Below are 23,003 nucleotides of genomic sequence, written 5' to 3'. Positions count from 1 at the left end.
GGTGGAGCTGCAAGCCTTTAGGTGAATTGCTTGGCTCCTAGCCAAGTATTGATAGTGAAGCGGCTATCGGCAAAGGCTTGGCTAGGGCTAAATACCGGCAGGATTTCATGTAGGCAACTGCTGGAGAAGAAGACGATGCTGTTATTTGTAGGAGTTACCTCATCGTATGCCCCGTGCAGGATTGGTGGATGAGGTTTTTGCCTTTGGGTATCGTAGATGCGCAGCTCACCTCCTCGATAAGGCTTTGGCTCTTTGTGAAAGTAATATACGCAGCTCACCTGGCGGAAGGCAGTTTGTGGGTAGGAGTTATCGGTGTGGGCGGTAAAGAAGCAGCCATCATGGCTGGCAATCATCTCCATCTCAAAGATTTGAATGTCAAAGTTCTCAATGCCTAGCTCGGCGAAGATTTGGGGAGCAACAGCCGCAATTTTTTCTCGCAGCAGGGATCCATGCTCCTGAAAGTAAGCGAAGTCCAGCCTCAGGGAGCGGCGAAATTTTAGTGACTCTGCCTCGGTGTTGCTCTTGCTGTAGCTCTTGGAAGGGATAAACTTGTCTTGGTGGGTAATGGCATGTTGGAGAATGGCTTGGTTGAGCTCTTGAGGCAGGAAGTTATCCAGCTTGATGTATTTACAGGGGTAAAACCGGTTGGGTTCTGAGGGATCCGGCTGGGTAAAAGTCAGGAATACCGGGTTAGCTGCCAGCAGTGATCCAGGGCCAATTGCTTGGATGTGAGCGAGATCCTGCTCGGTTAACCCTTTGTGCTGGGGATCCCAAGTGAGGAGATGGATCCCTTGGCCTAGATTGGGCAAAACCTTCTGCAGATGAAAACTGGGATCTATCCCCATCAAATCTAGGTTGGCTTGGGCTATGGCTCCGTAGCGGCAATGGTTGACCAAGTATAGGGCTGAGTCGGCCAAGTAATCCCGCAGTAGCAAAGAGTAAACTACCCGACTCCGACCGCTAAAGCGGTACGGAGCGGGCTTTCAGTAGCCCTGAGCCTGCCCTGCTCTACCAGAGAACAAAACAGGCCCGAACCTCTAGGCTGGTTTACGACAGCCCCCAAAAGCGCAATCACATTCGCACCATTCAAATCCGCATCCCCTTCCCATCCACAGTGCCCACACTTGAACGACTTGCCACTGCGGTAGGACTTGCCCTGCTCAGGGTGGATGTGTAAGCACCGGTGACAGGTCTGCGACGTGTAAGCAGGCGGCACAAGAATCAGAGAAACCCCTGCAGCCCTCGCCTTGTATTCCAGAAACTGACGGAGTTGATAAAACGCCCAACTGTTGGCCCTGCGCCGCTCGGTTTTGCTGCGGGGCTGTTGATTGACTCTTTCCCGGATCCCTGTCAGGTCTTCCAGGGCGATAGCGCTGTTGGTAGCCTTTGCCCTAGAGACAATAGCTTTAGAGATGCGATGATTGACCCACGTTTGAAAGCGCCTCTCCTTGCCAGACAGCCGTTGCAGCAGTTGACGGCATCTGCGCCGCGAACTGCGTGTGCCCTTACTGGCTTTGCGTTGGAGTACCGCCCTCAACCGGGAGTAGCGGTCGCGGACTCTGTTCAACTGCTGTCCATTCCAATTGTCCCCGTCTGACGTATGGGCAATATCTGTCCTTCCCAAGTCCACCCCCAGCACTCTGCCCGTGCGTTGCGGTGGGGATGGCTCCGCTTCCACACAGATTTGAATGGAGTAGGAGCCGTCTTTACGCTTGACCAGAGTGGCAGATTTGGGATTGGAGTCCGCCAGCCGTTCTCTCTGGTAGCGGCCAATCGCCAGCTCAAAGCGCTCCCGACCCTCCACCGTGGTCAGCGACACCGTCCAGTCTTTCTCGCGGAACGAAAAGATACGAGCGTCGTAGGTAACAAAGCCGCTCTTAAACTCCTTGACGGGACGCTTTTTCTGCTTAGCCACTTTGCGGGAACCCGCTACCCGTCTGCACACCTGTTGAGCCAAGTTACTGGACAAGCCAAACCGGGCTCGAATCTCGTAGTAGCAAAGGGATTGCAGCTTGACCGCGTTGACGATCTTCTCCGGCGTGTTCTGGTTGACCCAATTCAAGGCTTGGCCAAAAGCCTCCAAAGTCGCGTCCAATTTGGCGGCTTGCGACGGGGACACCTTGAGCTTGCAGGATATGGTCAGGACTTGGGTCATGGTTCTATCATAACTTCCGCATTCCTCCCGACACTGACCCTACGGGTACAGTGCGGGGCTCCTGCGATTTCTAGCTGAAGCAGACAGGTACGGTAGTCCGTGAGTTCAGTCCAGAAACAAACGCCAATCTGGGTCTCTGGGAAACATTGACCGAGATCTGCCAAAAGGGCAGGGATGGGGCCTTCTAGGAGTAGAACCCGTTCTTCTAATCCCAACTGAGAAATTTGGGTTTGGATATCTTCTGTGCTGATTGACTTTTCGGATGAGCTCTGTAGGGGATTCCGTAGAATCACTGCTAACTTTTCAGGATAGCGAAGCATTGCCTGCAAAACAGCTGCGGACTCTTCCCAGCCAATCTGGCAGAAGATTTGCTGGCTAGGAAGGCAGGCTAAAGCCCAATCTAAGAGCTGGGTGAGACTCTGAGCTTGCTCCAGTTCTAGGAGAAGATCCTGAGCAAGGTCTTGGCAATCCATGGGGAGGGATCCCTGACGTCTGCTCTAGCTTAATGTACCCGGATCCACCCCCAGTTCTCACAACTTTTAGGCCAGGCGCTCAGCCCTTTGCTGCTCCAGTTCAGCCTTGGCAGGCATCAGTTCCCCAGCGGCAGTGGCCCACAGAATCCAGGTGGCCTCCTACCCTCCCACTTCGCTGGGTACAGCCTCAAAACCTCGCTCGGCATGGGTGGTGGAGATGAGCAAGTCCATCTGGCACGTGTGCCGCCAGCTTTCCATGGGTATGCCATTGTCGTAGGAGAGCTCGTCTTGGGTAGGGGCCATCCAGGCAGGTAAACTGGATTCGGCTCTTGCAGACAGGGATCCATGGGGTTGCTTATAACCTATGCTCGGCTTATCGTTTTCCAGGGCAACAGAGATCCCTTGTTGTTGTGTCCAATCCTAGTAGCCTGTAGGAGCTAGAAGAACCTGCCGCTCAACTTGGGGAGTCGAGAAATGCAAGACATCAAGGCCAATGCTCCGCGAATTCTCCTCAATTGGCCAACTCCGCCAGACTATATCCCGCCCCCGCAGCTTTCAGATCGGCAGGTCAGTCTTTGCCCCAAGAGGAGAGCCAAGGGCTTTGGACTAAACTTTGTCAATCTCTCTAAGGAATTGGTGGAGTGCCCAGAGGGAGACTATGACCTCTATGACTTTGTGCAGCAGTCTGAGCAAATTACAAATAAGGAGTTTGACCTAGTTATTGTTTGGACTTCCAGCTTTGACCAGAGTAATCCCCTAAATACAAGGAAGTTTAAATGCCCCACACTCTTGCTAGCTGGAGACACCCACCACTGGAAGTTTCCCATCAACCATCTCTTGGCCTACTGGGCTGCTGAAGGGTTTGATTACGTCGCTACTGCCTATAACTTCCAGCATTTGCACTGGTTTGCCGCAGCAGGCGCTGAGAATCTTGCCTGGTTGCCTCTTATCTCCATGCGCACTGTTACCCACGATTGGGTGGAAGATAGAGAAAATCAAGTGGTCTTTATCGGCCAACAGGGATCCCGCCATCCCAGGCGTTGCCGGCTGGTTCAAGCCATAAAGAATGCAGATTTGCCCATCCTCATCAAAACAGCCAACCGCCAAGAGGCAGCCAAATGGTTTGCCCATTCTCTGATTTCCTTTAACTGCAGCCAAAATGGGGATCTGAACTTAAGGAACTTGGAAGTGATTTCCGCGGGGGGCTTTCTGCTTACTGACCAGCTCTCCTTCGCCTCAGGATTGGACGAACTTTTGGCGCCCGGCACCTACTGCGACACCTACAACTCCGAAGCCCAACTCCTGGAGAAAATCCGCTACTACCTAGACCATCCCCAGGAGGCCATTCAAATTGCCCGCCGCGCTTATCACACTTTCGACCAACACTGGCATCCCCGCCACCGCATTCAGAACCTGCTGGACTGGGTGTTTGGGGGAGAGCTGCCGGAGCCCTTTCGTTACTCGCCCCGCTCTGATGTGCGCTACTTTGTCAGCACGGCCAGCTCTGCCTGGATAGACACACGACTAGGAATCTACGAGCCCATTCAAGAGCTGCATCGCGTGCAGGAGCGACTGAGGGTATTTGTTGGCCGAGGCTGTCCTGGGGTGATAGCCGCAGACTTGCTGGACCTGCCGCGGCTGGAGCTGTACGTGGAAGAGGGGTTTGGGGATCCCTGTGCCCTGCTGCAGCAGAAGGGAGTGCCCGAGCGAATTCACGAGGTGAGGGGGGAGCCGAGCAGTTGGCCCAGCTTTGATGCGGTGGTGTGCACGGTGGGAGACTTGCAGCGGCTGGGGCGGCCTGTGAGGGCTAACTTTGCTTTTGTCTTGGCAGAGGACCACCAACTTCTTTTGGCCAATGCCAGTAAGTTAATGGAAGCAGTGTTGCCTGGCTTTGACTTTGGCAAACTCAGGTTTTCGGTAAAGCTCTACCCAGACACCGTTTTTTACGAGAGGACGTATCTTAACTTTCCTGTGTTTCTGTCTAGTCAGGTGCAGACGGTTATCGACATCGGAGCTGGGGTAGGCCTTGGTAGCGTTTGTTTTCGGGGTTTCTGCCCTGAGGCGGCCATTCATTGTTTTGAGGTGGATCCCTTGGCCTTGCACCTGCTGCAGCAGAATGCTCTTGGCCTGGGCAACTGCTTTGTGCATTCGGTGGGGCTGGCGGGGCAGAATAGCTGCAGAACTTGTCGGCTCTGGCCGGAGGATCCTCAAGCGAAGTGGGGAGTGGAGCAGCTGCTCCCTTTCCGGGAAGCCAGGGCAGCTCTCAAGGAGCTGGGTCTGGAGTTCATCGATGTGCTCAGGGTGGCTACGGGTGGGGATGAGGTGGAGGTATTGGCTAACCTGCAGCCGCAGCTTAGGGACATCAAGGTGATTTACGTGGAGTTTACCTCTGAGCAAGACCGCAAGCGGATTGACCAGATGCTGGATCCCTCTCATCTCCTCTGGCAGGAGGAAGTTTCTCAGGGTAACTACGGGTGCTTATGTTATCTGAATAGATGCATATTCTACGAAAGCAGTGGTAATCTTTAGAAGGCAATCTTTAGGAAGCTCTGAGACTGATGAATCCTCGAGTTCTACTAGTTTGGACGACTCCACCTGATTATGTCCCACCTCTCACTCTTTCAGAGCGTCAAGTAACTCTATGTCCGAAAGGAAAGGTTAGAAGACAGATATTTGATTTTTTTAGTGTTCCAAAAAGCTTAGTTGAGTGTCCTGACAAAGACTTTGACCTCTATGAATTTGTCCAGTATTCAGATCAAGTCGAAGACAAAGAATTTGACTTGGTGATTGTCTGGACATCGAGTGTTGATCTGACTAGTCCTTTCAACACGAAAAAATTTGGCTGCCCAACTGTCTTGCTAGCCGGAGATACGCATCATCACGTGCTCCCTATCACCCACCTTCTAACTTACTGGGCCACTGAAGCCTTTGATTATATTGCCACCGCCTATGACCGACAGCACCTCCACTGGTTCGCAGCAGCAGGAGTTCAAAGGCTAGCTTGGCTGCCTTTCATTCCCGCTTGTCTCACCAGCTCCAGTTGGATAGAAAAGAAAGAAATTAGAGTTGCGTTTGTGGGTAACCTTAATTTTAACTCTTATCATTACAGACGTCCTAAGTTGATCATGTCCTTGAAAAAACTGGGTCTACCTCTACTTATAAAGACTCGAGTCCACAATCCTCAACTAATATTTGGTAGCTCGTTAATCTCTTTCAACTGCAGCATGAACGGGGATCTGAACTTAAGGAACCTGGAAGTGATTTCTGCAGGGGGCTTTCTGCTTACTGACCAGCTCTCCTTCGCCTCAGGATTGGACGAACTTTTGGCGCCCGGCACCTACTGCGACACCTACAACTCCGAAGCCCAACTCCTGGAGAAAATCCGCTACTACCTAGACCATCCCCAGGAGGCCATTCAAATTGCCCGCCGCGCTTATCACACTTTCGACCAACACTGGCATCCCCGCCACCGCATTCAGAACCTGCTGGACTGGGTGTTTGGGGGAGAGCTGCCGGAGCCCTTTCGTTACTCGCCCCGCTCTGATGTGCGCTACTTTGTCAGCACGGCCAGCTCTGCCTGGATAGACACACGACTAGGAATCTACGAGCCCATTCAAGAGCTGCATCGCGTGCAGGAGCGACTGAGGGTATTTGTTGGCCGAGGCTGTCCTGGGGTGATAGCCGCAGACTTGCTGGACCTGCCGCGGCTGGAGCTGTACGTGGAAGAGGGGTTTGGGGATCCCTGTGGTCTGCTGCAGCAGAAGGGAGTGTCCGAGCGGGTGCATGAGGTGAGGGGGGAGCCGAGCAGTTGGCCTAGCTTTGATGCTGTGGTGTGCACAGCTCAGGACTTGCAGCGGCTGGGGCGGCCTGTGAGGGCTAACTTTGCTTTTGTCTTGGCAGAGGACCACCAACTTCTTTTGGCCAATGCCAGTAAGTTAACGGAAGCAGCAGTGTTGACTGGCTTTGACTTTGGCAAACTCAGGCTTTCGGTAAGGCTCTACCCAGACACCGTTTTTTACGAGAGGACGTATCTTAACTTTCCTGTGTTTCTGTCTAGTCAGGTGCAGACGGTTATCGACATCGGAGCTGGGGTAGGCCTTGGTAGCGTTTGTTTTCGGGGTTTCTGCCCTGAGGCGGCCATTCATTGTTTTGAGGTGGATCCCTTGGCCTTGCACCTGCTGCAGCAGAATGCTCTTGGCCTGGGCAACTGCTTTGTGCATCCAGTGGGGCTAGCGGGGCAGGATAGTTGCAGAACTTGTCGGCTCTGGCCGGAGGATCCTCAGGCCGAGTGGGGAGTGGAGCAGGTGCTCCCTTTCCGGGAAGCTAGGGCAGCCCTCAAGGAGTTGGGTTTGGAGCCCATCGATGTGCTCAGGGTGGCTACAGGTGGAGAGGAGGTGGAGGTGTTGACCAGCCTGCAAGAGCAGCTCAAAGACATCAAGGTGATTTACGTGGAGTTTACTTCTGAGCAAGACCGCAAGCGGATTGACCAGATGCTGGATCCCTCTCATCTCCTCTGGCAGGGGGAGATTTCTCAAGGTAACTACGGCTGTCTCTGTTACCTGAGCAGAGCTTACGTTTAGGTAAAGTAGCTGAACAAAGTAAAAAAATGAGCCACGGAGCGGAACAAATACGACTCTCTCTCAGATCTAAGCTTCCTCTTTAGGTCTACTTGCATGTTATCTTGCCTGTAAAGTCATCTTATCCCCAACTGAACTGACTATAACTGGAAAAAACTATACTGGGCAGACAAGTCAGGAGAATTTCTAGCCATCTTGTAGTAGATGTCAGACTGGATACTTACAAACAAACTTCTAGCCGGGATCCAAGCCCAGCAAGCAGGAGATTTGCGACAAGCAGAAGCCATTTACTCCGAAATCTTGGCGGATTTTCCTGAGCATGCAGATGCCCTTCACCTGTTGGGAACGGTAGCTCAAGCCAGAGGAGACTCGGAATTGGCAGCGGCTCTCATTGCAGAAGCCATTGAGCAACATCCCGAAGTGGCTCTGTATCACCACAATTTGGGTGTCGTCTATGAGTCTTTGGGTCAACTGGAGGAAGCGCTATCCTGTTATCAGCAAAGCCTGAAACTGAATCCACACGCTGCTGGATCTGCCTTTCAAGCTGGAAAAATCTTAGTTAACCTGCGACGTAGCGAAGAAGCCATTGCCCTACTCAATCCTCTACTGGAAAACTCGGATGAACAGACAGGGATCCCTTTGGCGCAGGTGCATCTGAATCTGGCTATCGCCTACCGAGATCAAGGAGAACACGCTGTTGCCTTGGATCACCTGGAGAAAGCATTGGCTTTGGATCCCCAGTTAGAACAGGCTCGTTGGTTTTATCATCTCTACTTGCCGGCAGTCTATCAGAGTGAGGAAGAGCTCAACTCCTTTCGTGCTCGCTTTGTTGAGCACCTGGATCGTCTTATTGAGGAAACTCCCCTAGAAACAGAGGAGCAACGTCGCACAGCGCTGTGGGCATCAGGACTGGGAACCAATCACTACCTACAGTACCAAGGCTACAACGACCTGGATTTACAGAAAAAATATGCCCAGTTTGTTCAACGTATAGTCAACGCTTGCTATTCCCAGTGGAGATATCTTCCTCACCAATCCCAGCCAGAGGATCCCATCCGAGTTGGGTTTGCCTCAGCTTCCATGCGAGCTTGCTCTTACAGCCGCTTATCTCTGGGTTGGGTTAAGTACCTGAACGCCAATTGGGCTGATGGACAGGCTAACTTTGAGCGGAAGTTTCAAGTTTTCGCTTATCACTTGGATCCCAGAACCGATTTCATGACAGACCGGTATCGTCAATATGCCGATGTGTTTCGACACATTCCCACCGGACTTGAGGATGCAGCCCGACAAATCCTGCAGGATCAGCTAGATATTTTAGTGTATTTGGAGATTGGTCTTTCACCTCTTATTCTGCAACTGGCTTCCCTGCGACTGGCACCGATACAGTGCTCCACTTGGGCTCATCCTGTAACTTCTGGGCTTTCTACGATTGACTATTTCCTCTCCAGCGATTTAATGGAGCCAGAGGATGCTCAGGAACACTACAGTGAAACCTTGATCCGGCTACCTCATTTGGGCACTTGCTTCGAAAAGCCGGTTTTGCCTCAGCAAAAGCGCTATCGTGAGGATTTCGGCCTGCGCAGAAACGCAGTGGTTTACCTAGCTTGTCAATACTTGGGTAAATATCTGCCCCAATATGACTATCTTTTTGCCGCTATTGCTCAGCGAGTGCCCAACGCTCAATTTGTTTTTTTGGCTCTACCCAATGCTGCTATTGCCCGACAATTTCGGGAACGGCTCACCCAGGCTTTTTCTTTGTATGGCCTCAATGTAGAAGACCACTGCCTGATCCTGCCCGGATTGGATTATCAAGACTACTTGGATCTCAACCGCTGTGCCGATCTTATGTTAGATTCCTATGGCTGGTCAGGTGGGATCACCACCTTAGAGGCCGTTGCGGTCGGATTGCCTGTGATCACTTGCCCTGGAAAGCTGATGCGGGGGCGGCATACCTATGCCATTCTCAAAAGAATGGAGCTGGACAGTTTAATTGCCTCGGATCTGAAAAGCTATGAGGATTTGGCCGTAAAACTGGGATCCGATTCTGAGTTTCGCTACCACATGGCTGAGGAGGTTCGGCAGCGATGCCACCTACTCTTCGAAGATCGAGAATGTGTGGCAGCCCTGGCCCATTTCTTCCTCACCCTCACCAAGAAGCCCGACGCTGGTCGTGATTAGTCCACTGCGAAAAAGGGTTTTGCTCTGGATCCCTTCCTGAGGACAAAATTGGCTCAACGGCCCCACTACGCCCTTGAAGCTCCCTTCTCGAGGTCAACAGCGGAACAGCCCCCCCAAGCCGGTGCAAGCCTAAACGTGGGAAAATCCTGTCAGTGATCTGCATTTTGCTGAGAATTGCTCAGAGCATCGTAATCTAGAGGAACATTGACATCCGGTGTCCGGAGGAGTGCTTATGCCAGGGCCAGCATCGAATGCTTCTAGAGCTCCGCAGGGATCCCTGCAGAGGGTTTTCTTGGGCCTTTTGGCCTCAGCTGCGGTTTTGGCAGGCTGTGGAGGAAGTGGAGGGAGTACAATACCGCCTCTGGTGAACGTCTGCGAACAAGCCTTCAGTCCAGGCCTTTTTGCATCGATTGGTCTGCGCCGACAGGGGGATAGGCGCAGTGGAACCTTGGGGCCGAATAGCCTTTTGGAGTATTATTTTGATGAGAGGGGCAATATTCAAAATGCCCGGGAATTCCCACCCCCTCCCGGCACGTTTACCTTCTATTCAGATGCGTTTCTTTACTTTCCCTCTGCAGCCAACGTTACCGGGGTTACAATCCGGCTGACCAGCCCGGTTTTCGACCCGCTATTGGTCATCGGCAGCTATGACAGCAACCGGAGATTGGATCCTGACGTTTTTGTAAATGATGATGCTGCCCCTGGCAACTTTACCACCTCTCAGCTAACCATCCCCGTGCGGCAAAACCGCTGCTACTTGCTCCGGGTGGAAAGCTACTGGGCGCAAAATGCCTCTCCAGCCGCTGGGCCGGGCAGCCCTGGGCGAGGCCCTTACACCATCGAAGTTGTGAGCGAAAGCTTTGCTGCTCCTCCTCCACCGCCTCAACGGCAACAGAAACCGGACGATAGGGAAGACGGCGGCGGCGGAGACCGAGGGGGGGGTGTCGGCCTCTAGCTCTGGCGGGTGAGCTTGATGGCAAAGTCAGCGCTGCCACAGGTGGCTCTGCCGCGAATCACGCGCCCGTCAGGGCTGACCGTGCCACTCCAAGCAACGGTTGGGGTACCGCTACCCCCTATCCTGCCGCTAACAGAAAGTTGGCTGCCGATAAGCTGGCCGCTGCGCTCAGAAAAGCTGGGGGAGGAAACGCTGATCTGGTTGCCCTCCTGACGAATGGAGACGGTTTCCTGGACGCCAGCCGCAACATTGACCTTGCACAGGGATCCCTGCCAGATAAAAGATCCTCCCTCGTAAAGCCACTCGCCGCTGAGGGCCAGCTCTGCCGCAGGTGTTGGCGTTGCTGGGGCAGGTGTGGCAGTGGGAGTGGGGGATGGAGTCGGGGTGGGGGTAGGAGTACGAGGGACAAGCGGGGTGAATCGAGGGATAGGGGTAAGCGTCGGTGTCGGAGTGGGTGTTGGTGCTGGAGTCGGGGTGGGTGTCGGTGTCGGAGTGGGTGTTGGCGCTGGAGTCGGGGTGGGCGTCGGCGTCGGGGTGGGCGTCGGCACCGGAGTGGGTGTTGGTGCTGGAGTCGGGGTGGGTGTCGGCGCTGGAGTTACCTCAGGGGTAGGCGTGGGGGTTGCTTCGGGCGTAGGGGTAGGCGTAGAACCGGGAGTTGGGATCCCTAGGATTGGTTTTACGGGTATAGGCTCTATGCGTATGGGCTCTACCTTGGGTTCGGGAGTTGGGGTGCGATCCGGCTGTTCCTGGGTATCGCGAACCGCTGGACGTGGCCACAGCAAAAAGGCGGCCAGCAAAGCCATAACGCCCAGGGATCCCCCGGCCAAGACCCACTTCAGACTGCTGCCGGAAGGCTGTAGAACCGTTTGGGGGGCAGCTTGTGGCAGAGGGCGGGTGCGGGGAGTATTAGTTCGTGGTGGTGTAGCAGGGCGAGCGACGGGGGGATCCTGAACGGTCGGGAGAGCGTTGCTGGCTGGGATCACTGTGGAGGGCGTTTTGGGAGTTTCATCCTCACTTTGGGGAGAGGGATCCGGTGTTTCCGGCGAAGCTTCTGCTGAGGAGGGTTCCCGCTCGGTGATGTAATAGGGGATCCCTGCACCTGGGGAGGGGGGAGAGACCGGCTCATCTTCGATGAGATCCAGATCCTCATCGCGGATATCTTCAAAGGCTCCAGAAGCTGATCCTGTATTGCGGGTGGTTTGGATTGGTGGCTTGGGGTCAGAAGAGGGTGGAGCATCCCGTTGAGCCTTAGCGCTGCCGGTGGGCAGGATCACAGTGCTGGCTTGGCCACTAGAGAGTTGGGTGGTTGCCGTCAGGTCATAGGCTTGCAGCAGTCGTTCCCCCAGCTCCCGCATCGTTTGCGGTCGTTCGTCTGGGTTTTTTTTCAGGCAATCCATCACCACCGCTGCTAAAGGGGGTGGGATCGGCTGGGGGGCTGCCTTCGGGTTGATCTCGATTGGGCTTTCGTAGCAATGGGCGTGGATCCAACTGTGCAAAGAGTCAGTTTCCAATTGAAAGGGCATGGATCCCGTCAGCATCTCGTAGAGCACTACCCCAAAGGAGTAGATATCCGAGCGGGCATCCAAGGCTTTGCCCCGCATCTGTTCGGGAGAGGCGTAGCGAGCTGTGCCGATAAATCCTCCCCCTTTTTGGGTGCCCAGGCTGAGGGTGTGATCCGCCAGGGTTTTGGCCACGCCAAAGTCGAGGATTTTCAGTTGGGGGATAAGCTTGCCATTTTGAAAAACTTGCTCGATGAAGAGGTTGCTGGGTTTGATGTCGCGATGGATAACGCCTCGAATCTCGCGACCCTCTACCTTGGCCTGAAACGTGTGGGCAAAGTGCAGCCCCTCACAGGCCTGCAAGGCTAGTCGAACGGCTTGTCGAACCGGCAAAGCCCCTTTTTCTCGGATCAGCTTGCCCAGATCCTGCCCCTTGAGGTACTCCATCACCAAGTAGGCCTGCTCCCCCTCTTGGCCGTGATCCAAAACCTTGACGATGCGAGGATGCTGCCCCAGAAGGGTGCTAACGCGGATCTCTTCGGCAAAGCGACGGCGCAAGTCTGTCTGGAAGTCGCCCCGGCTCAGCAGCATGGGGGCATAGAGGATCTTGACGGCTACCTCTTGGCCGTTGTTGTGTAAGTCTAAGGCGCGGAAGACGGATCCCATACCACCGCTACCAATTTCTTGAATCAGCTGGTAGCGGTTGCCCAAAATGCGGTTGGTGAGATCTGCGGTCATGGGTTTGCAGCTTGGAGAAGAGGAATTGCAGGGGGAATGTCCATACCATAAACCGAATTGCTGAGGTCTGCACCAGCCTACGCCGGTGGCTGAACTCAGGGATCCGGATTGGGGCCATCTGTTGGAAATGGCGGGGTTTTCGGTTGATTCTTCAAGGTGACTTCTCAGATTTACTTAACTGTTACTTAAAAGTTGTAGAAGAAAGCTCTGGCGGGGGCAGTGACGCTCAAGGGAGAGCTGCGGTGATCGGTTTCACCGTCCAAGAGAACATTTTCTGGTTAACTTTGGGGGGGAGAGTCTGGATTATCCTGAGCAATCCCCAGCCTGAAGAAGGGGACAATCGACAGGGATCCCTTGATGAGGTTGACCATGGACTTGGGCTTGGTGGTGATTGCCTACAAAGAGGGGGATCGGGAGAGCAAAGCCGCCTGCCAGAGGTGTGCGGAGCAGTTGCGCCGGCGCGGTGTTACGGTGTTAACGGCTCCCACCGGCTTGCACCACAACCCCTACCCAGTCTTTTTGGAGGCCACCTCGGATCCCATCGATCTGGCGGTGGTGCTGGGGGGAGATGGCTCGGTGTTGGCGGCGGCACGATACCTGGCTCCCCATGGGATCCCGATTTTGCCGATCAAAGCGGGGGGTAGGCTGGGGTTTTTGGCCCAGTCGGAGCGGGTGCTGCAACAGGATCCCTGGGATCGCATTCAGGCAGGGGATTTTTTCTTGCAAGCCCGCATGATGTTGCAAGCCCAGATTTGGGAACAGCCGCAGTTGGGGCAAGGGGATCCCTTGGCCGCCCGTGGAGAGGGAAAGTCGCAAGGCCGTCCGGTTAGCGAAGTCTACTATGCCCTCAATGAGATCTGCCTGAAGCCGATCAACCGAGAACGGCTGCCCGCCGCGATCATGGAGATCGAGGTCAACGGAGAGATTTTGGATCAGTACCACGGGGATGGCGTGCTGGTGGCCACACCGACGGGATCCACCTCTTACACTCTGGCAGCCAATGGCCCCATCCTCGAGCCCACCCTCGACGCCATCATCATCACCCCTATTTGTCCCCTGAGTTTGTCTAGCCGTCCTATTGTCATCAGCGGCACAGCCAGGGTGGACATTTGGCCTCTTGCCGATCCCGAAGGGTTGACCCGCCTGTGGACAGATGGCGTGTTGGCCCAGTCGGTGAATCCCGGCCAGTGGGTTCACATTCAGCAAGCGCCTACACCGGCCAAGCTGATGATCCTGGAAAAAGAGCTCTCCTACTTTCGCACTCTGCGGGAAAAACTGCAGTGGGCGGGCAGCCGCATTTACATCCCCACCACCAACCACCGCCCCGAAGGGGGATAAGGAGAGCTAGAGTGGCGAAGTTCACCACCCATCCGCACATCTCCCATGAGCCTGAGACTTTACCTCCTCAGACACGGCGAAACTCCCTACAGCCGTTCCGGCAGCTTTTGCGGCGCTCTCGATCCCGACCTCACCCCCGAAGGCAAACAAATGGCAGAAGCCTTTGCCGCAGCCTATGCTGGGATCCCTTGGCAAGCTCTCTACGTCAGCCCAATGCGGCGCGCCTTGGCTACCCTAAGCCCCCTGGCCGAGAAAGTTGGCTTGGAGATGCAGATTCGAGAGGGCCTAAGAGAAATTCACTACGGCGAGTGGGAGGGCAAAACCCACGCTGAGGCGCAAGAAGCCTACCCAGAAGCCTATTGGCGCTGGATGACCGAGCCGGCCTGGAACGCCCCTCCGGGGGGCGAAACCGCCGTGCAAATTGCCAATCGGGCCATGCCGGTTGTGGCCGAGATCCAGGAAAAATGGACAGGCGGCCACGTCTTGATCGTCTCCCACAAGGCCACCATTCGGGTTATTCTCTGCAGCCTGCTGGGCATCGACCTGGGTCGCTACCGGGATCGCATTGAGGTTTTGGCCGCCTCGGTCAGCGTGGTCAAGTTCGACCGCTATGGCCCCCTTCTGGAAATCTTAGGGGAACGCAGTTATCTGCCTTCCGATCTGCGAGAAAGGGCAGGTACCTAATTGTTAGAGGGAGCAAGGTTTAGGATTCTTGAGGTCTTTTGGGTCTCTTTTTGAGGGAGCAATCATGGGCAAAAAACTGGGATTAGCACTGGGCAGCGGCGGAGCGAGGGGATGGGCTCATATTGGTGTGATTCGAGCTCTAGAGCGGGCTGGGATCTCCGTTGACTACATTGCTGGGACGAGCATTGGCGCTTTTGTGGGAGCCATTTATGCAGCAGGAGAACTGGATGAGCTGGAAGACTTTGTGCGAGATCTCAACTGGAAGATGATCCTGTCTTTGTTTGATGTGGTCTTTCCCACCTGTGGCCTGCTGGATGGCAACAAAATTTATGAGCTGCTGACAGAACATTTGCAAGAGCTGTGTATTGAAGAGGCCGGGATCCCCTTTTGCTGTGTGGCTACCGACTTGATCACAGGCCAGGAGGTGCTGTTGCGTTCGGGCAAAATGGCAGATGCCGTGCGGGCCAGCATCTCTATCCCAGGGATCTTTACACCCTTTTACTACGAAGGGCGCTATCTCGGAGATGGAGGCATTGTCAATCCGGTGCCGGTGCGAGTGGTGCGGGAGATGGGGGCCGATGTTGTCATCGCGGTCAATCTCAACCATGTGGATCCCGCGGATGTGGAGTCGCAACTGGAAGAAACAGAGGTGGAAGAAACCCTTCAACGGCGACAGCGCTTGAATGCTGAAGGAGAAGTGATCGAAGAAGAAACCAACTTCATCACCCGCATTCGCAAACGCTATCAATCCCTACAACAAGGGATCCAAGAAAAAATTAGCCAATGGTTTCCAGATGAGCCCTCTGGTCCCAATATTTTCGACGTTATTGGCAAGACGTTGAACGTGATGGAGCAAATCGTTACCCGCAGTGTTTTAGCCGAACATCCGCCGGATTTGCCCTTACAACCCAAGCTGAGCCAGTATGGGATCTTCGATTTTCATCAAGCAGATCCGATTATTCAGGAGGGCTATCGACAAATGCGGCGGGCCATTCCAGAATTGCGACAAAAGTTGGAGCAGTGAACCACCACTTCTCCAGCAGTTCAACCTAAAGCTTTGCAAGGATCTGCAAGCCAAGCTTTCCAAACAATCTCAGATGGATCCTGCTATCAAAATGGGCCTGAAGCTCACTCAATTGGGATAAATTGCAACAGCGATCCCGTGTGGATGAGATGGGCCGGGGCAGATTTTCCATCCTGGTCGGGATGGGCCAGCAGCACACAGCGATCTTGAGGGGTGAGGTCAAACTTGACAGAGGGATCAGGTTCTCTTTCCAGTGGAGGGCTGAGCTGGGGATCCCCGACAAAAGTAAGTCGTGCCAACACGGTCAGCAGGTGATCTTGATGGGCCAGGTCTGACCCAAAAGGAGTCCGCTCTTGTAACGTAACAAGTGCTACCGGGTAACCTTCTCGCATCAAGTAGAAGAGGATCCCGGCACAGCGCTCTACAGCTCGCTCCAACTTGTCTCGATGGATCTCGGGCCTCTCTTTCTGGGGCTGCCAGCGGTTTTCAAAACAGAGGGTGATGGCCTGGGCTCGTGGACGCTCCAACTCCCGCACGATTAGTTGATCCCGTTTGGCCGAGATCTTCCAATGGACAGAGCGCACATCGTCCTGGGGGCGGTAGGGCCGTAAGCTCAGGTAGTCTCCCTCTCGACCGGGTTGGGGGCGCAATTGGTTGCCGCTGCTGAGCTGATCCCACAGCGCCAATCCTTGAACCGGGGCGAGCCGCGGAAACACGATCACCGTTTGGGGATCCCTAATTGCCACCGCCTTGCGGAAGAGTTCAAATGGGAAGCTGGTGGCAACTTCAAAACCTTGCAACTGCCAGGCTCCCCGCCTTGAAAAAGTCTGCTGATAAAAAGTGTCCACCTTGGCACCGGGATCCACCCGCAAAACATAGCTGGAAGGCCAATCTTCCCGCCTCAGCCCCTCAATGCGTTCGCTCACCTGCAACGAGAAGCTGGGCAGGCGCCGTTTGCGATTGACCAGCGTGAGACCCACCAAGACAGGCTGGCCGGCGAAAATGCGGCTAGGCAACTGCCGGCTGACCTCCAGATCTTTGAGGGTGATATCAGAGAGGGTACCGCTGATGAGGATGAGGCTGAGCAGCATCCCCAGCAACAAGTACAGGGGATTGTTGCCGGTGTTGAAAGCAGCAATACTTACCAACAGGGCGATCCCGACAAACCGCCCCCCAATACGGGTGAAGCGGAAGCGGCGCAGAAAACGAACCTGGCGCCTTGATTCCTGCTCTGAGGAGAAGATCCCCAGGCTTCCCGTCTGTTGAAGTAGTGGAACTAGTTTTCGGCTTAGTTTCCACAACACCGCAGTCCCCTCATCACTCCTTCATCCCCGGCCCCTCTCCAAAGGAGAAAGAGGTCTGGAATCTACAAGCTGCTTCAGTGTAATTTGAAATCACCATAACCAGTGCTACGGGCAGGTTTTTTCTGAGAGGATTTCAGCAATGGCCGCAGCCACCCGCTCTTGTTGACAGGTGGTCAACTCAGGAAAACACGGCAAAGACAACACCTGAGCCGCACATAGCTCGGCATTGGGCAGATCCCCCCGCCTGTAGCCCAGCCCTCGGTACACCGGCTGCAGCGGCAACGGCAGAGGATAGTAAACCCGACTGCCAATGCCCCGCTCCTTCAGACCCTGCTGCAAATCGTCCCGCCGCCGCGAATCCAACGGCTCAGAACCCACCACCCGCACCGTGTACTGGTGCCACACCGAGTTCCCCCCCACCCCCACCTGGGGCAACATCAAGCCCGGGATCCCTTGCAGCAAGCGGTGGTAACACTCCGCAATCCCCTGCCGCCGCCAGTTCCACTCCCGCAGATGGGGCAGCTTCACCGAGAGAATCACCGCCTGCAGCGCATCCAAACGACTGTTGAGACCCAAATGCTCGTGGTGGTACGGACGGGTCTGCCCATGCTCCCTGAGAGCCCGCACCCGCCTGGCCAGTTGGGGATCCCGCGTCACCACCGCCCCCCCATCCCCAGCCGCACCCAGATTCTTGCTGGGAAAAAAGCTGAAGCAGCCCACCTCCCCCCAAGTGCCCACCGGCCTGCCCCCCCAGCAGGCCCCCACCGCCTGGGCACAATCTTCCACCACCGCCAAGCCGTGCCGCCGGGCAATAGCCAGAATCTGGGTCATGTTGGCCGCCTGCCCAAACAAATGCACCACCACCACCGCCTTGGTGCGGCAGGAGATGCTCCTTTCCAGCAGCTGCGGATCCAGGTTAAAGGTGCACGGATCCACATCCACAAACACCGGACGCGCCCCCACCCGGCTGATGGCGGCAGCCGAGGCAAAAAAACTGAAGGCACTGGTGAGCACCTCATCCCCCGCCTGGATGCCCAAAGCCTGCAAAGCCAGCACCAGGGCATCGGTGCCGGAATTGCAGCCGACGGCCTCCAAAGAGCCACCCCCCAAAAACTGGGCAAACTGCTCCTCAAAGCGCTGCACCGCCGCCCCGCCGATGTACTGGCCAGAGGCCAGCAGCGCTTCCACCTGCGGCTGCAACAGCCCGGCCAAAGCGCGGTACTGCCCCGTCAAATCCAGCAGCGGAATCGGCTCCTCCGTCATGGTGCTGCCTTTGCAGAAGGTGGCGGCCACAGCCCATCATCGCGGATGAGAGCCTGTGTACACAACGCTCTGGCCCAGAAGGGTTCTGGGGTTTGTCTTCCGCGGGTCGAGCTGGCCCTGAATCTATCCACCCAATCTGAGATAGAGTAAGCGGGGATCCCCTAGGCTGGATACAGCTTTCTACAGGATGCTTTATGCAGGTGGCTTCTCGAGCAGTTGGCGGCACAGCGCCTTTGGCCCCCCGCCTTTTGGCTTTGGTGCCGGGCGGGATTGGTGACCAGATTTTGTTTTTTCCCACCTTGGCCAGTTTGCGGCAGCGCTTTCCTGAGGCGGAGCTGGAGGTGGTTGTGGAGCCGCGGGCGGCGGCTGCCTACGAGGTTTGTCCTTCGGTGAGTCGGGTGCTGACTTTTCCGTTCAAAGAACAGCTGTCGTTGGGGGATCTCAGCGACCTGCTGGGGCGCATTCGGGAGCGGCAGTATGACGGGGTGCTGAGCCTGGGCCGAAGCTTGGGGGTCAAGCTGTTGTTGTGGCTGACCGGCATTCCCAAGCGGGTGGGCTATGCGCCGCCGGGGCCGGGGCGACCTTGGCTGACCGACCCGGTGCCCCTGAAGCCGGCCCAGTATGCGGCCCAGATGTACCACGACCTGGTGCAGGGGTTTGGCATTGCTGCGCCGGCGGGGTTGCCCCAGATTCGTCTGAAAAAAGCAGACCTGGAGTGGGCAGAGCAGGAACGCAAGCGCCTTTTGGGGGATGCCGCTCAAGATTATGTGCTGTTGCATCCGGGGGCCAGCCAGCTGTCGCAGGAGAAGGGAATTCAGAAGATCTATCCCTCTGCCAACTGGGTCAAGGTCATCAAGGGTTTTCGGGAGCAGCGGCCGGAGCTGCCGTTGGTGCTGGTGGTGGGGCCAGAGGATGAGCAGCTGGCGGAGGGCTTTCTGGCGCAACTGCCGGAGCTGCCGGTGAGCCGTCCTGTCCGGCTGGGGCAGCTGGCGGCCTTGATTGGTGGGGCAACGCTGCTGTTGTGCGCCGATAGCGCTCCCATGCATTTGGCGGTGGCGGTGCAGACGCCGCTGGTGGCGTTGTTTGGGCCCACCGACCCGCTGCGGTTGCTGCCTTCAGAGGGGCCGTTTCGGGCGGTCAAGGGGGCCGATGGGAAGGTGGAGTCGATTGCCCCCGAGCAAATTCTGCAGGTGATCTTTCCGGCCTAGAGCCAAGGTTTTCGTGGCAGCAACCCAGTCCAGTTTCTCTGCAGGCGGACCGAGAAGCCTTCTAGCCTGGGAGATGTGTCCCTGTCTGCTTTTAGCCGGCGGGAGAGCTTGCTTTGTCACCTTGGCTCTCCTAGGCTTGCTGGCGAGCGACCGTAAGGCAGTCAGCATTGCTGTTGACCGGGGGAACTTCTGCCCTCTTGGGGGAAAGGGGCTGGGGAAGTAGGGGATTCTCATGCGGACGAAGGGACTTGAACCCTTACGCCTTGCGGCACTAGATCCTAAGTCTAGCGCGTCTGCCGTTCCGCCACGTCCGCAAAACCTGCATGACCCAACTGGTTACCTGCGCCAGCATTCCAGTTGGAGCCCGCCCACCTATGCTAACCCAAGCCGGCTCTGGCTAACCCGGCAGCTGGGCAACAGCAACCTTCAGATCATCTGTGGCGTCCAGAACCACCCAACCTTGCCCCACCGCCCGCTTCCACAGCTCAAAGTGGAGGTGCGGCCCAGTTACCGCTCCGGTCGCCCCCACGTAGCCGATGACGGATCCCCGCTCTACCACTTCCCCCGGTGTTACAGCAACTTCGGACATGTGGCCATAGCGAGTGCGCCGACCGCCGGCATGCTCCAGCACAACGGTGATCCCTAGACCCCCCAGGGATCCCGAAGTGACCACCTTGCCGCTTAAAGAGGCCAGGATCGGCGTGCCCATGCTGGCCCCCAAATCCACCCCGGCATGAAACTCTGGCTCTCCGCGGATGGGGTGAATTCGCATGCCAAATCCAGAAGTGATCGGCACCGGGTGAGGTAAGGGATAGAGCAGTCGTTCTTCACCTACGGCCAGTTCAGGCAACGTCGGCGTTCCCGGTTCAGGAGCTTGGGGCTGGCTGGGATCCTCAATGCGAATCTCTTGGCCAGGGGCGAGGATGATGCGGCGACCGGAGCTGCGTTCCATCAGCACCACCGGCACCCCACTTTCAGGCTGAGCATGGGGAACCCGGTCATGGTTCTTCTGGGGCTCAATCACAATCTCACGGCCCATGACCGTCTCTGTGCGGGTTTCTGCCTCAAGGGTCGCAGGGCTGCCCTCTCGTAAAGGAATGGCTCCATCCAGCAGCAGGGCTGCCGCCCCAGGCGTGTCTAGGGCCGGTTCCACCACAGGCGGCGGGGGCAAAGGGGTTGGTTGGGTTTGGGCCAGCAGAGCAGTGGGATAAAACCAGAGCAGAGCCAGCCCCAGCTTCAGCCAAAAGCGCAGCCGCCGAGCTCGGGGGGAGAAAAGGCGCGCTGCCATAACCAAAAGCTTCATCACCGAGTTCAACACAGGCCACATAAAAAACACAAGAGAAATTACAGGCTATCGCCCGCCGGCATGTGATAGCTCAAGCGAACTTGGTCGGGTGTAAGCGTCAGAATGGATGGCTGCTGTTGCCAATGTCGCTCCCCCCGTGTTTGTACTCGCATCCTCCCATCCTCGGCAAGGCCCAAGATCGTGGGGCTTGTTTCCGGCCATTGAAATTGAATTTGTGGCCTAACCATCCAGGCTTCGTACTCTGAGCGAACGGGGGCAAATCCCCCTTGCAACCAGACGTGGAATCCCTGCTCCATCCCCTGCAGAACCCAGCCGGCAATCTCGGTGCAGTCGAGTGAGCGGTGCAGAGGGGATCCCAAAATTTGGGCTAAGGTGATTGCCCCAATGGGAACGGGGTTGTTGACATTCACCCCCACACCGGCCACCAACCCCAGCAGTTGCCCGCTCCCCCCAAAGCGGCTTTGCACCAGGATCCCCCCCAGCTTGAGCAGAGAATCCGGGCGCTGCTCGTCCACCACCACCAAATCGTTGGGCCATTTCAGCCGCAGCGGGATCCCAAGGTTTTGCCGTAAACGGCCCGCAATGCCCCAGCCCAAGGCCAGGGTCAGTTCCAGCAGCGAGTAATGCAAAGGCGGGGATCCCAGCCAAACGGACAGGTATAGTCCCCCCGGCTGCGAGTGCCACACCCGCCCATGTTGACCTTGCCCAGCCCGTTGGCGGGTGCTGACCAAAACTGTGCCCACTGGCAGCGGCTGTGGGAACCGACGGCCCCAGTCCAAGAGCAGCCGATTGGTGGAATCGGTCACCGCCACTTGCAGCAGATGGCGGCCCCACCGGCCCGCCTGGGATCCCAGCCGCGAGGGAGAAAGCATCTCTACCCGGGATTAGCTCAACACAATGTCTTCCGCCGGACGCTGGGCCAGCCGCTTGAGGTTTTGGTAGCGCAACATGTCCAGCAGATCATTGCCCGAGCGCCCCTCCAGACGGGCCTCCACATGCAGCGCCTGCCCTAGGGCCTCCACCGCCTGCAGCCGCGGGATCCCGCGCAACACCAGGCGATCCACCGCATAGGCGTCAGCAGCCAACAGACGACGGTCATTGGTTTGGTCGCGGCGCAACTGCCAGAGGGCCAAGCCACTCAAACCACCCGAAACGGTTGCTCCCACGGGATCCTGTTGTACGGCCTCGAAGATCAAGCTCAACCCCCCCAGAGCTGCTATGGCCAGGTAAAAGTCGATCTGCCGCGACACCGCCCGACTGTAGTAGCCCACCTTGTGCAGGAACAGCCCCGCCCGCTGCAGGGGGGTAAATTGCCGCCACTCGTAGGGCTTGATGAACAGCCGCATCTGCCGTTCCCAGGGCATTTGCCGACGGCCTTTGATCACCACCGTTTGCCGTTCCGAGGCGGGCAAGATCTTCACACTCTCCCGCATACTGGCTGGCAGCAGATCCAACAGGCGCTCAATCTCCGCCTGATCCAGAACGTAGTTTTCGTAGCCGTAGTATTCCGAGTTCATGCCGGGCCTGCTCCTCAGCTTAGTCCCATCGCCTGACGCATCTCTCGCACCGCCCGATCCAGCCCCACCAGCACCGCTCGACTGATAATGCTGTGGCCGATGTTCAGCTCCTCCATGCCAGGGATCCGCGCCACTGGGCCGACATTCCAGTAGGTAAGACCATGTCCCGCATTCACCCGCAAGCCCAGCTGAAGGGCCTGTTGGCTGGCCTTTTCCAGGTGGTCAAGTTCCACCTGCCGCTGAGCTGCGGATGAGGCTTCTGCGTAGCGCCCCGTGTGGAGCTCCACCCAGCGGGCTCCCACTTGGGCAGCAGCGGCAATTTGGGTCGGATCTGGGTCGATAAACAAGCTGACGGGAATGCCGGATCCCTGCAGTTGGCCGACCACATCCCTGAGGCGCGACACCTGCCCCGCCACATCCAACCCACCTTCGGTGGTGATCTCCTCCCGCCGCTCGGGAACCAAAGTGACGTAGTCGGGCTTGACCTCCAGGGCAATCGCCACCATCTCCTCGGTGGCTGCCATCTCCAGGTTGAGGTGGGTGCGCACGGTTTGCCGCAACAGCCGCACATCCCGATCTTGAATGTGACGGCGATCCTCGCGCAAGTGCACTGTAATACCATCTGCCCCCGCCAGCTCGGCAATCACCGCTGCCGCTACCGGATCTGGCTCCACCGTGCGGCGTGCCTGTCGAAGGGTGGCAATGTGGTCGATGTTAACTCCAAGACTTAACAAGGCTTTACTGCTTTGGGTGTAGAGGAGAATACCCCTAGTATTACATTATT

The 23,003-nt window shown here is 56.5% G+C and carries 18 protein-coding genes and 1 tRNA gene; 8 read left to right on the top strand and 11 right to left on the bottom strand.

Translation table 11 applies throughout. From position 1 onward, the window contains the following. Positions 1 to 17: 17 nt before the first annotated feature. The 3 genes from CYB_RS02245 to CYB_RS15310 all read right to left on the bottom strand — a co-directional run bounded on the left by CYB_RS02245 (position 18) and on the right by CYB_RS15310 (position 2,931). Positions 18 to 935, bottom strand: coding sequence for a 2OG-Fe(II) oxygenase (locus CYB_RS02245; RefSeq protein WP_238376865.1), 918 nt, complete (start codon positions 933 to 935; stop codon positions 18 to 20). 8 nt (positions 936 to 943) lie between these two features. Continuing rightward, positions 944 to 2,155, bottom strand: coding sequence for an RNA-guided endonuclease InsQ/TnpB family protein (locus CYB_RS02240; RefSeq protein WP_011432126.1), 1,212 nt, complete (start codon positions 2,153 to 2,155; stop codon positions 944 to 946). Positions 2,156 to 2,787: 632 nt separating this feature from the next. Next, positions 2,788 to 2,931, bottom strand: a complete 144-nt coding sequence (locus tag CYB_RS15310; protein WP_011432125.1) for a hypothetical protein — start codon at positions 2,929 to 2,931, stop codon at positions 2,788 to 2,790. 171 nt (positions 2,932 to 3,102) lie between these two features. On the opposite strand from CYB_RS15310, the gene CYB_RS02230 reads away from it, so the two are divergent. From CYB_RS02230 to CYB_RS02215, 4 genes are all read left to right on the top strand, one after another. Continuing rightward, positions 3,103 to 5,157: a glycosyltransferase family protein gene (locus CYB_RS02230; protein WP_011432124.1), complete on the top strand. Its 2,055-nt coding sequence runs from the start codon at positions 3,103 to 3,105 to the stop codon at positions 5,155 to 5,157. A gap of 29 nt (positions 5,158 to 5,186) precedes the next feature. Beyond that, complete coding sequence (locus CYB_RS02225; RefSeq protein ID WP_011432123.1) at positions 5,187 to 7,208, top strand: glycosyltransferase family protein; 2,022 nt, start codon at positions 5,187 to 5,189, stop codon at positions 7,206 to 7,208. A 201-nt stretch (positions 7,209 to 7,409) separates the two neighbouring features. Beyond that, positions 7,410 to 9,383, top strand: coding sequence for a tetratricopeptide repeat protein (locus CYB_RS02220; protein ID WP_011432122.1), 1,974 nt, complete (start codon positions 7,410 to 7,412; stop codon positions 9,381 to 9,383). Positions 9,384 to 9,831: 448 nt separating this feature from the next. Beyond that, positions 9,832 to 10,338: a hypothetical protein gene (locus CYB_RS02215; RefSeq protein WP_187147259.1), complete on the top strand. Its 507-nt coding sequence runs from the start codon at positions 9,832 to 9,834 to the stop codon at positions 10,336 to 10,338. On the opposite strand, the gene CYB_RS02210 is transcribed toward CYB_RS02215, so the two are convergent. Then, on the bottom strand, positions 10,335 to 12,575 hold the full coding sequence (locus CYB_RS02210; protein ID WP_011432120.1) for a serine/threonine protein kinase: 2,241 nt from the start codon (positions 12,573 to 12,575) through the stop codon (positions 10,335 to 10,337). The two genes, CYB_RS02215 and CYB_RS02210, sit on opposite strands and share 4 nt — an antisense overlap. Before the next feature lie 369 nt (positions 12,576 to 12,944). Here CYB_RS02210 and CYB_RS02205 point away from each other — a divergent pair, with 369 nt between their 5' ends. From CYB_RS02205 to CYB_RS02195, 3 genes are all read left to right on the top strand, one after another. Further along, complete coding sequence (locus tag CYB_RS02205) at positions 12,945 to 13,913, top strand: NAD(+) kinase (RefSeq protein WP_011432119.1); 969 nt, start codon at positions 12,945 to 12,947, stop codon at positions 13,911 to 13,913. 45 nt (positions 13,914 to 13,958) lie between these two features. Beyond that, positions 13,959 to 14,597 carry a histidine phosphatase family protein gene (locus CYB_RS02200; RefSeq protein WP_011432118.1) on the top strand — a complete coding sequence of 213 codons (639 nt, stop codon included), beginning with the start codon at positions 13,959 to 13,961 and terminating at the stop codon, positions 14,595 to 14,597. Positions 14,598 to 14,661: 64 nt separating this feature from the next. Further along, on the top strand, positions 14,662 to 15,621 hold the full coding sequence (locus CYB_RS02195; protein ID WP_011432117.1) for a patatin-like phospholipase family protein: 960 nt from the start codon (positions 14,662 to 14,664) through the stop codon (positions 15,619 to 15,621). Between the two features lie 104 nt (positions 15,622 to 15,725). Here CYB_RS02195 and CYB_RS02190 read toward each other — a convergent pair whose 3' ends face one another. Further along, positions 15,726 to 16,769 carry a DUF58 domain-containing protein gene (locus tag CYB_RS02190; RefSeq protein WP_238376861.1) on the bottom strand — a complete coding sequence of 348 codons (1,044 nt, stop codon included), beginning with the start codon at positions 16,767 to 16,769 and terminating at the stop codon, positions 15,726 to 15,728. A gap of 261 nt (positions 16,770 to 17,030) precedes the next feature. Beyond that, positions 17,031 to 18,188, bottom strand: a complete 1,158-nt coding sequence (locus CYB_RS02185; RefSeq protein WP_011432115.1) for a DegT/DnrJ/EryC1/StrS family aminotransferase — start codon at positions 18,186 to 18,188, stop codon at positions 17,031 to 17,033. Positions 18,189 to 18,382: 194 nt separating this feature from the next. Here CYB_RS02185 and CYB_RS02180 point away from each other — a divergent pair, with 194 nt between their 5' ends. Then, positions 18,383 to 19,396 carry a glycosyltransferase family 9 protein gene (locus CYB_RS02180; RefSeq protein ID WP_011432114.1) on the top strand — a complete coding sequence of 338 codons (1,014 nt, stop codon included), beginning with the start codon at positions 18,383 to 18,385 and terminating at the stop codon, positions 19,394 to 19,396. A 233-nt stretch (positions 19,397 to 19,629) separates the two neighbouring features. Here CYB_RS02180 and CYB_RS02175 read toward each other — a convergent pair. From CYB_RS02175 to CYB_RS02155, 5 genes are all read right to left on the bottom strand, one after another. Next, a tRNA-Leu gene (locus tag CYB_RS02175) sits at positions 19,630 to 19,710 on the bottom strand. Positions 19,711 to 19,793: 83 nt separating this feature from the next. Continuing rightward, the gene (locus CYB_RS02170) at positions 19,794 to 20,684 is read right to left on the bottom strand and encodes a M23 family metallopeptidase (protein ID WP_238376860.1); all 891 of its coding nucleotides are present in this window, start codon (positions 20,682 to 20,684) and stop codon (positions 19,794 to 19,796) included. Positions 20,685 to 20,740: 56 nt separating this feature from the next. Next, on the bottom strand, positions 20,741 to 21,574 hold the full coding sequence (locus CYB_RS02165) for a biotin--[acetyl-CoA-carboxylase] ligase (RefSeq protein ID WP_011432112.1): 834 nt from the start codon (positions 21,572 to 21,574) through the stop codon (positions 20,741 to 20,743). Positions 21,575 to 21,586: 12 nt separating this feature from the next. Continuing rightward, complete coding sequence (locus CYB_RS02160; RefSeq protein WP_011432111.1) at positions 21,587 to 22,219, bottom strand: DUF3318 domain-containing protein; 633 nt, start codon at positions 22,217 to 22,219, stop codon at positions 21,587 to 21,589. Positions 22,220 to 22,233: 14 nt separating this feature from the next. After that, positions 22,234 to 22,953, bottom strand: a complete 720-nt coding sequence (locus CYB_RS02155; protein ID WP_011432110.1) for a pyridoxine 5'-phosphate synthase — start codon at positions 22,951 to 22,953, stop codon at positions 22,234 to 22,236. Positions 22,954 to 23,003 lie beyond the last annotated feature (50 nt).

The sequence above is a fragment of the Synechococcus sp. JA-2-3B'a(2-13) genome (assembly GCF_000013225.1).
Taxonomy (GTDB): Bacteria; Cyanobacteriota; Cyanobacteriia; order Thermostichales; family Thermostichaceae; genus Thermostichus.
This window is presented reverse-complemented; position numbering and strand designations above follow the sequence as displayed.

Coding starts and splice junctions, on each gene's coding strand:
- CYB_RS02205 (WP_011432119.1), top strand. CDS start 12,945: ATGGACTTGGGCTTGGTGGTGATTGCCTACAAAGAGGGGGATCGGGAG.
- CYB_RS02180 (WP_011432114.1), top strand. CDS start 18,383: ATGCAGGTGGCTTCTCGAGCAGTTGGCGGCACAGCGCCTTTGGCCCCC.
- CYB_RS02185 (WP_011432115.1), bottom strand. CDS start 18,188: ATGACGGAGGAGCCGATTCCGCTGCTGGATTTGACGGGGCAGTACCGC.
- CYB_RS02160 (WP_011432111.1), bottom strand. CDS start 22,219: ATGAACTCGGAATACTACGGCTACGAAAACTACGTTCTGGATCAGGCG.
- CYB_RS02230 (WP_011432124.1), top strand. CDS start 3,103: ATGCAAGACATCAAGGCCAATGCTCCGCGAATTCTCCTCAATTGGCCA.
- CYB_RS02220 (WP_011432122.1), top strand. CDS start 7,410: ATGTCAGACTGGATACTTACAAACAAACTTCTAGCCGGGATCCAAGCC.
- CYB_RS15310 (WP_011432125.1), bottom strand. CDS start 2,931: ATGGCCCCTACCCAAGACGAGCTCTCCTACGACAATGGCATACCCATG.
- CYB_RS02170 (WP_238376860.1), bottom strand. CDS start 20,684: ATGGCAGCGCGCCTTTTCTCCCCCCGAGCTCGGCGGCTGCGCTTTTGG.
- CYB_RS02210 (WP_011432120.1), bottom strand. CDS start 12,575: ATGACCGCAGATCTCACCAACCGCATTTTGGGCAACCGCTACCAGCTG.
- CYB_RS02165 (WP_011432112.1), bottom strand. CDS start 21,574: ATGCTTTCTCCCTCGCGGCTGGGATCCCAGGCGGGCCGGTGGGGCCGC.
- CYB_RS02225 (WP_011432123.1), top strand. CDS start 5,187: ATGAATCCTCGAGTTCTACTAGTTTGGACGACTCCACCTGATTATGTC.
- CYB_RS02195 (WP_011432117.1), top strand. CDS start 14,662: ATGGGCAAAAAACTGGGATTAGCACTGGGCAGCGGCGGAGCGAGGGGA.
- CYB_RS02240 (WP_011432126.1), bottom strand. CDS start 2,155: ATGACCCAAGTCCTGACCATATCCTGCAAGCTCAAGGTGTCCCCGTCG.
- CYB_RS02200 (WP_011432118.1), top strand. CDS start 13,959: ATGAGCCTGAGACTTTACCTCCTCAGACACGGCGAAACTCCCTACAGC.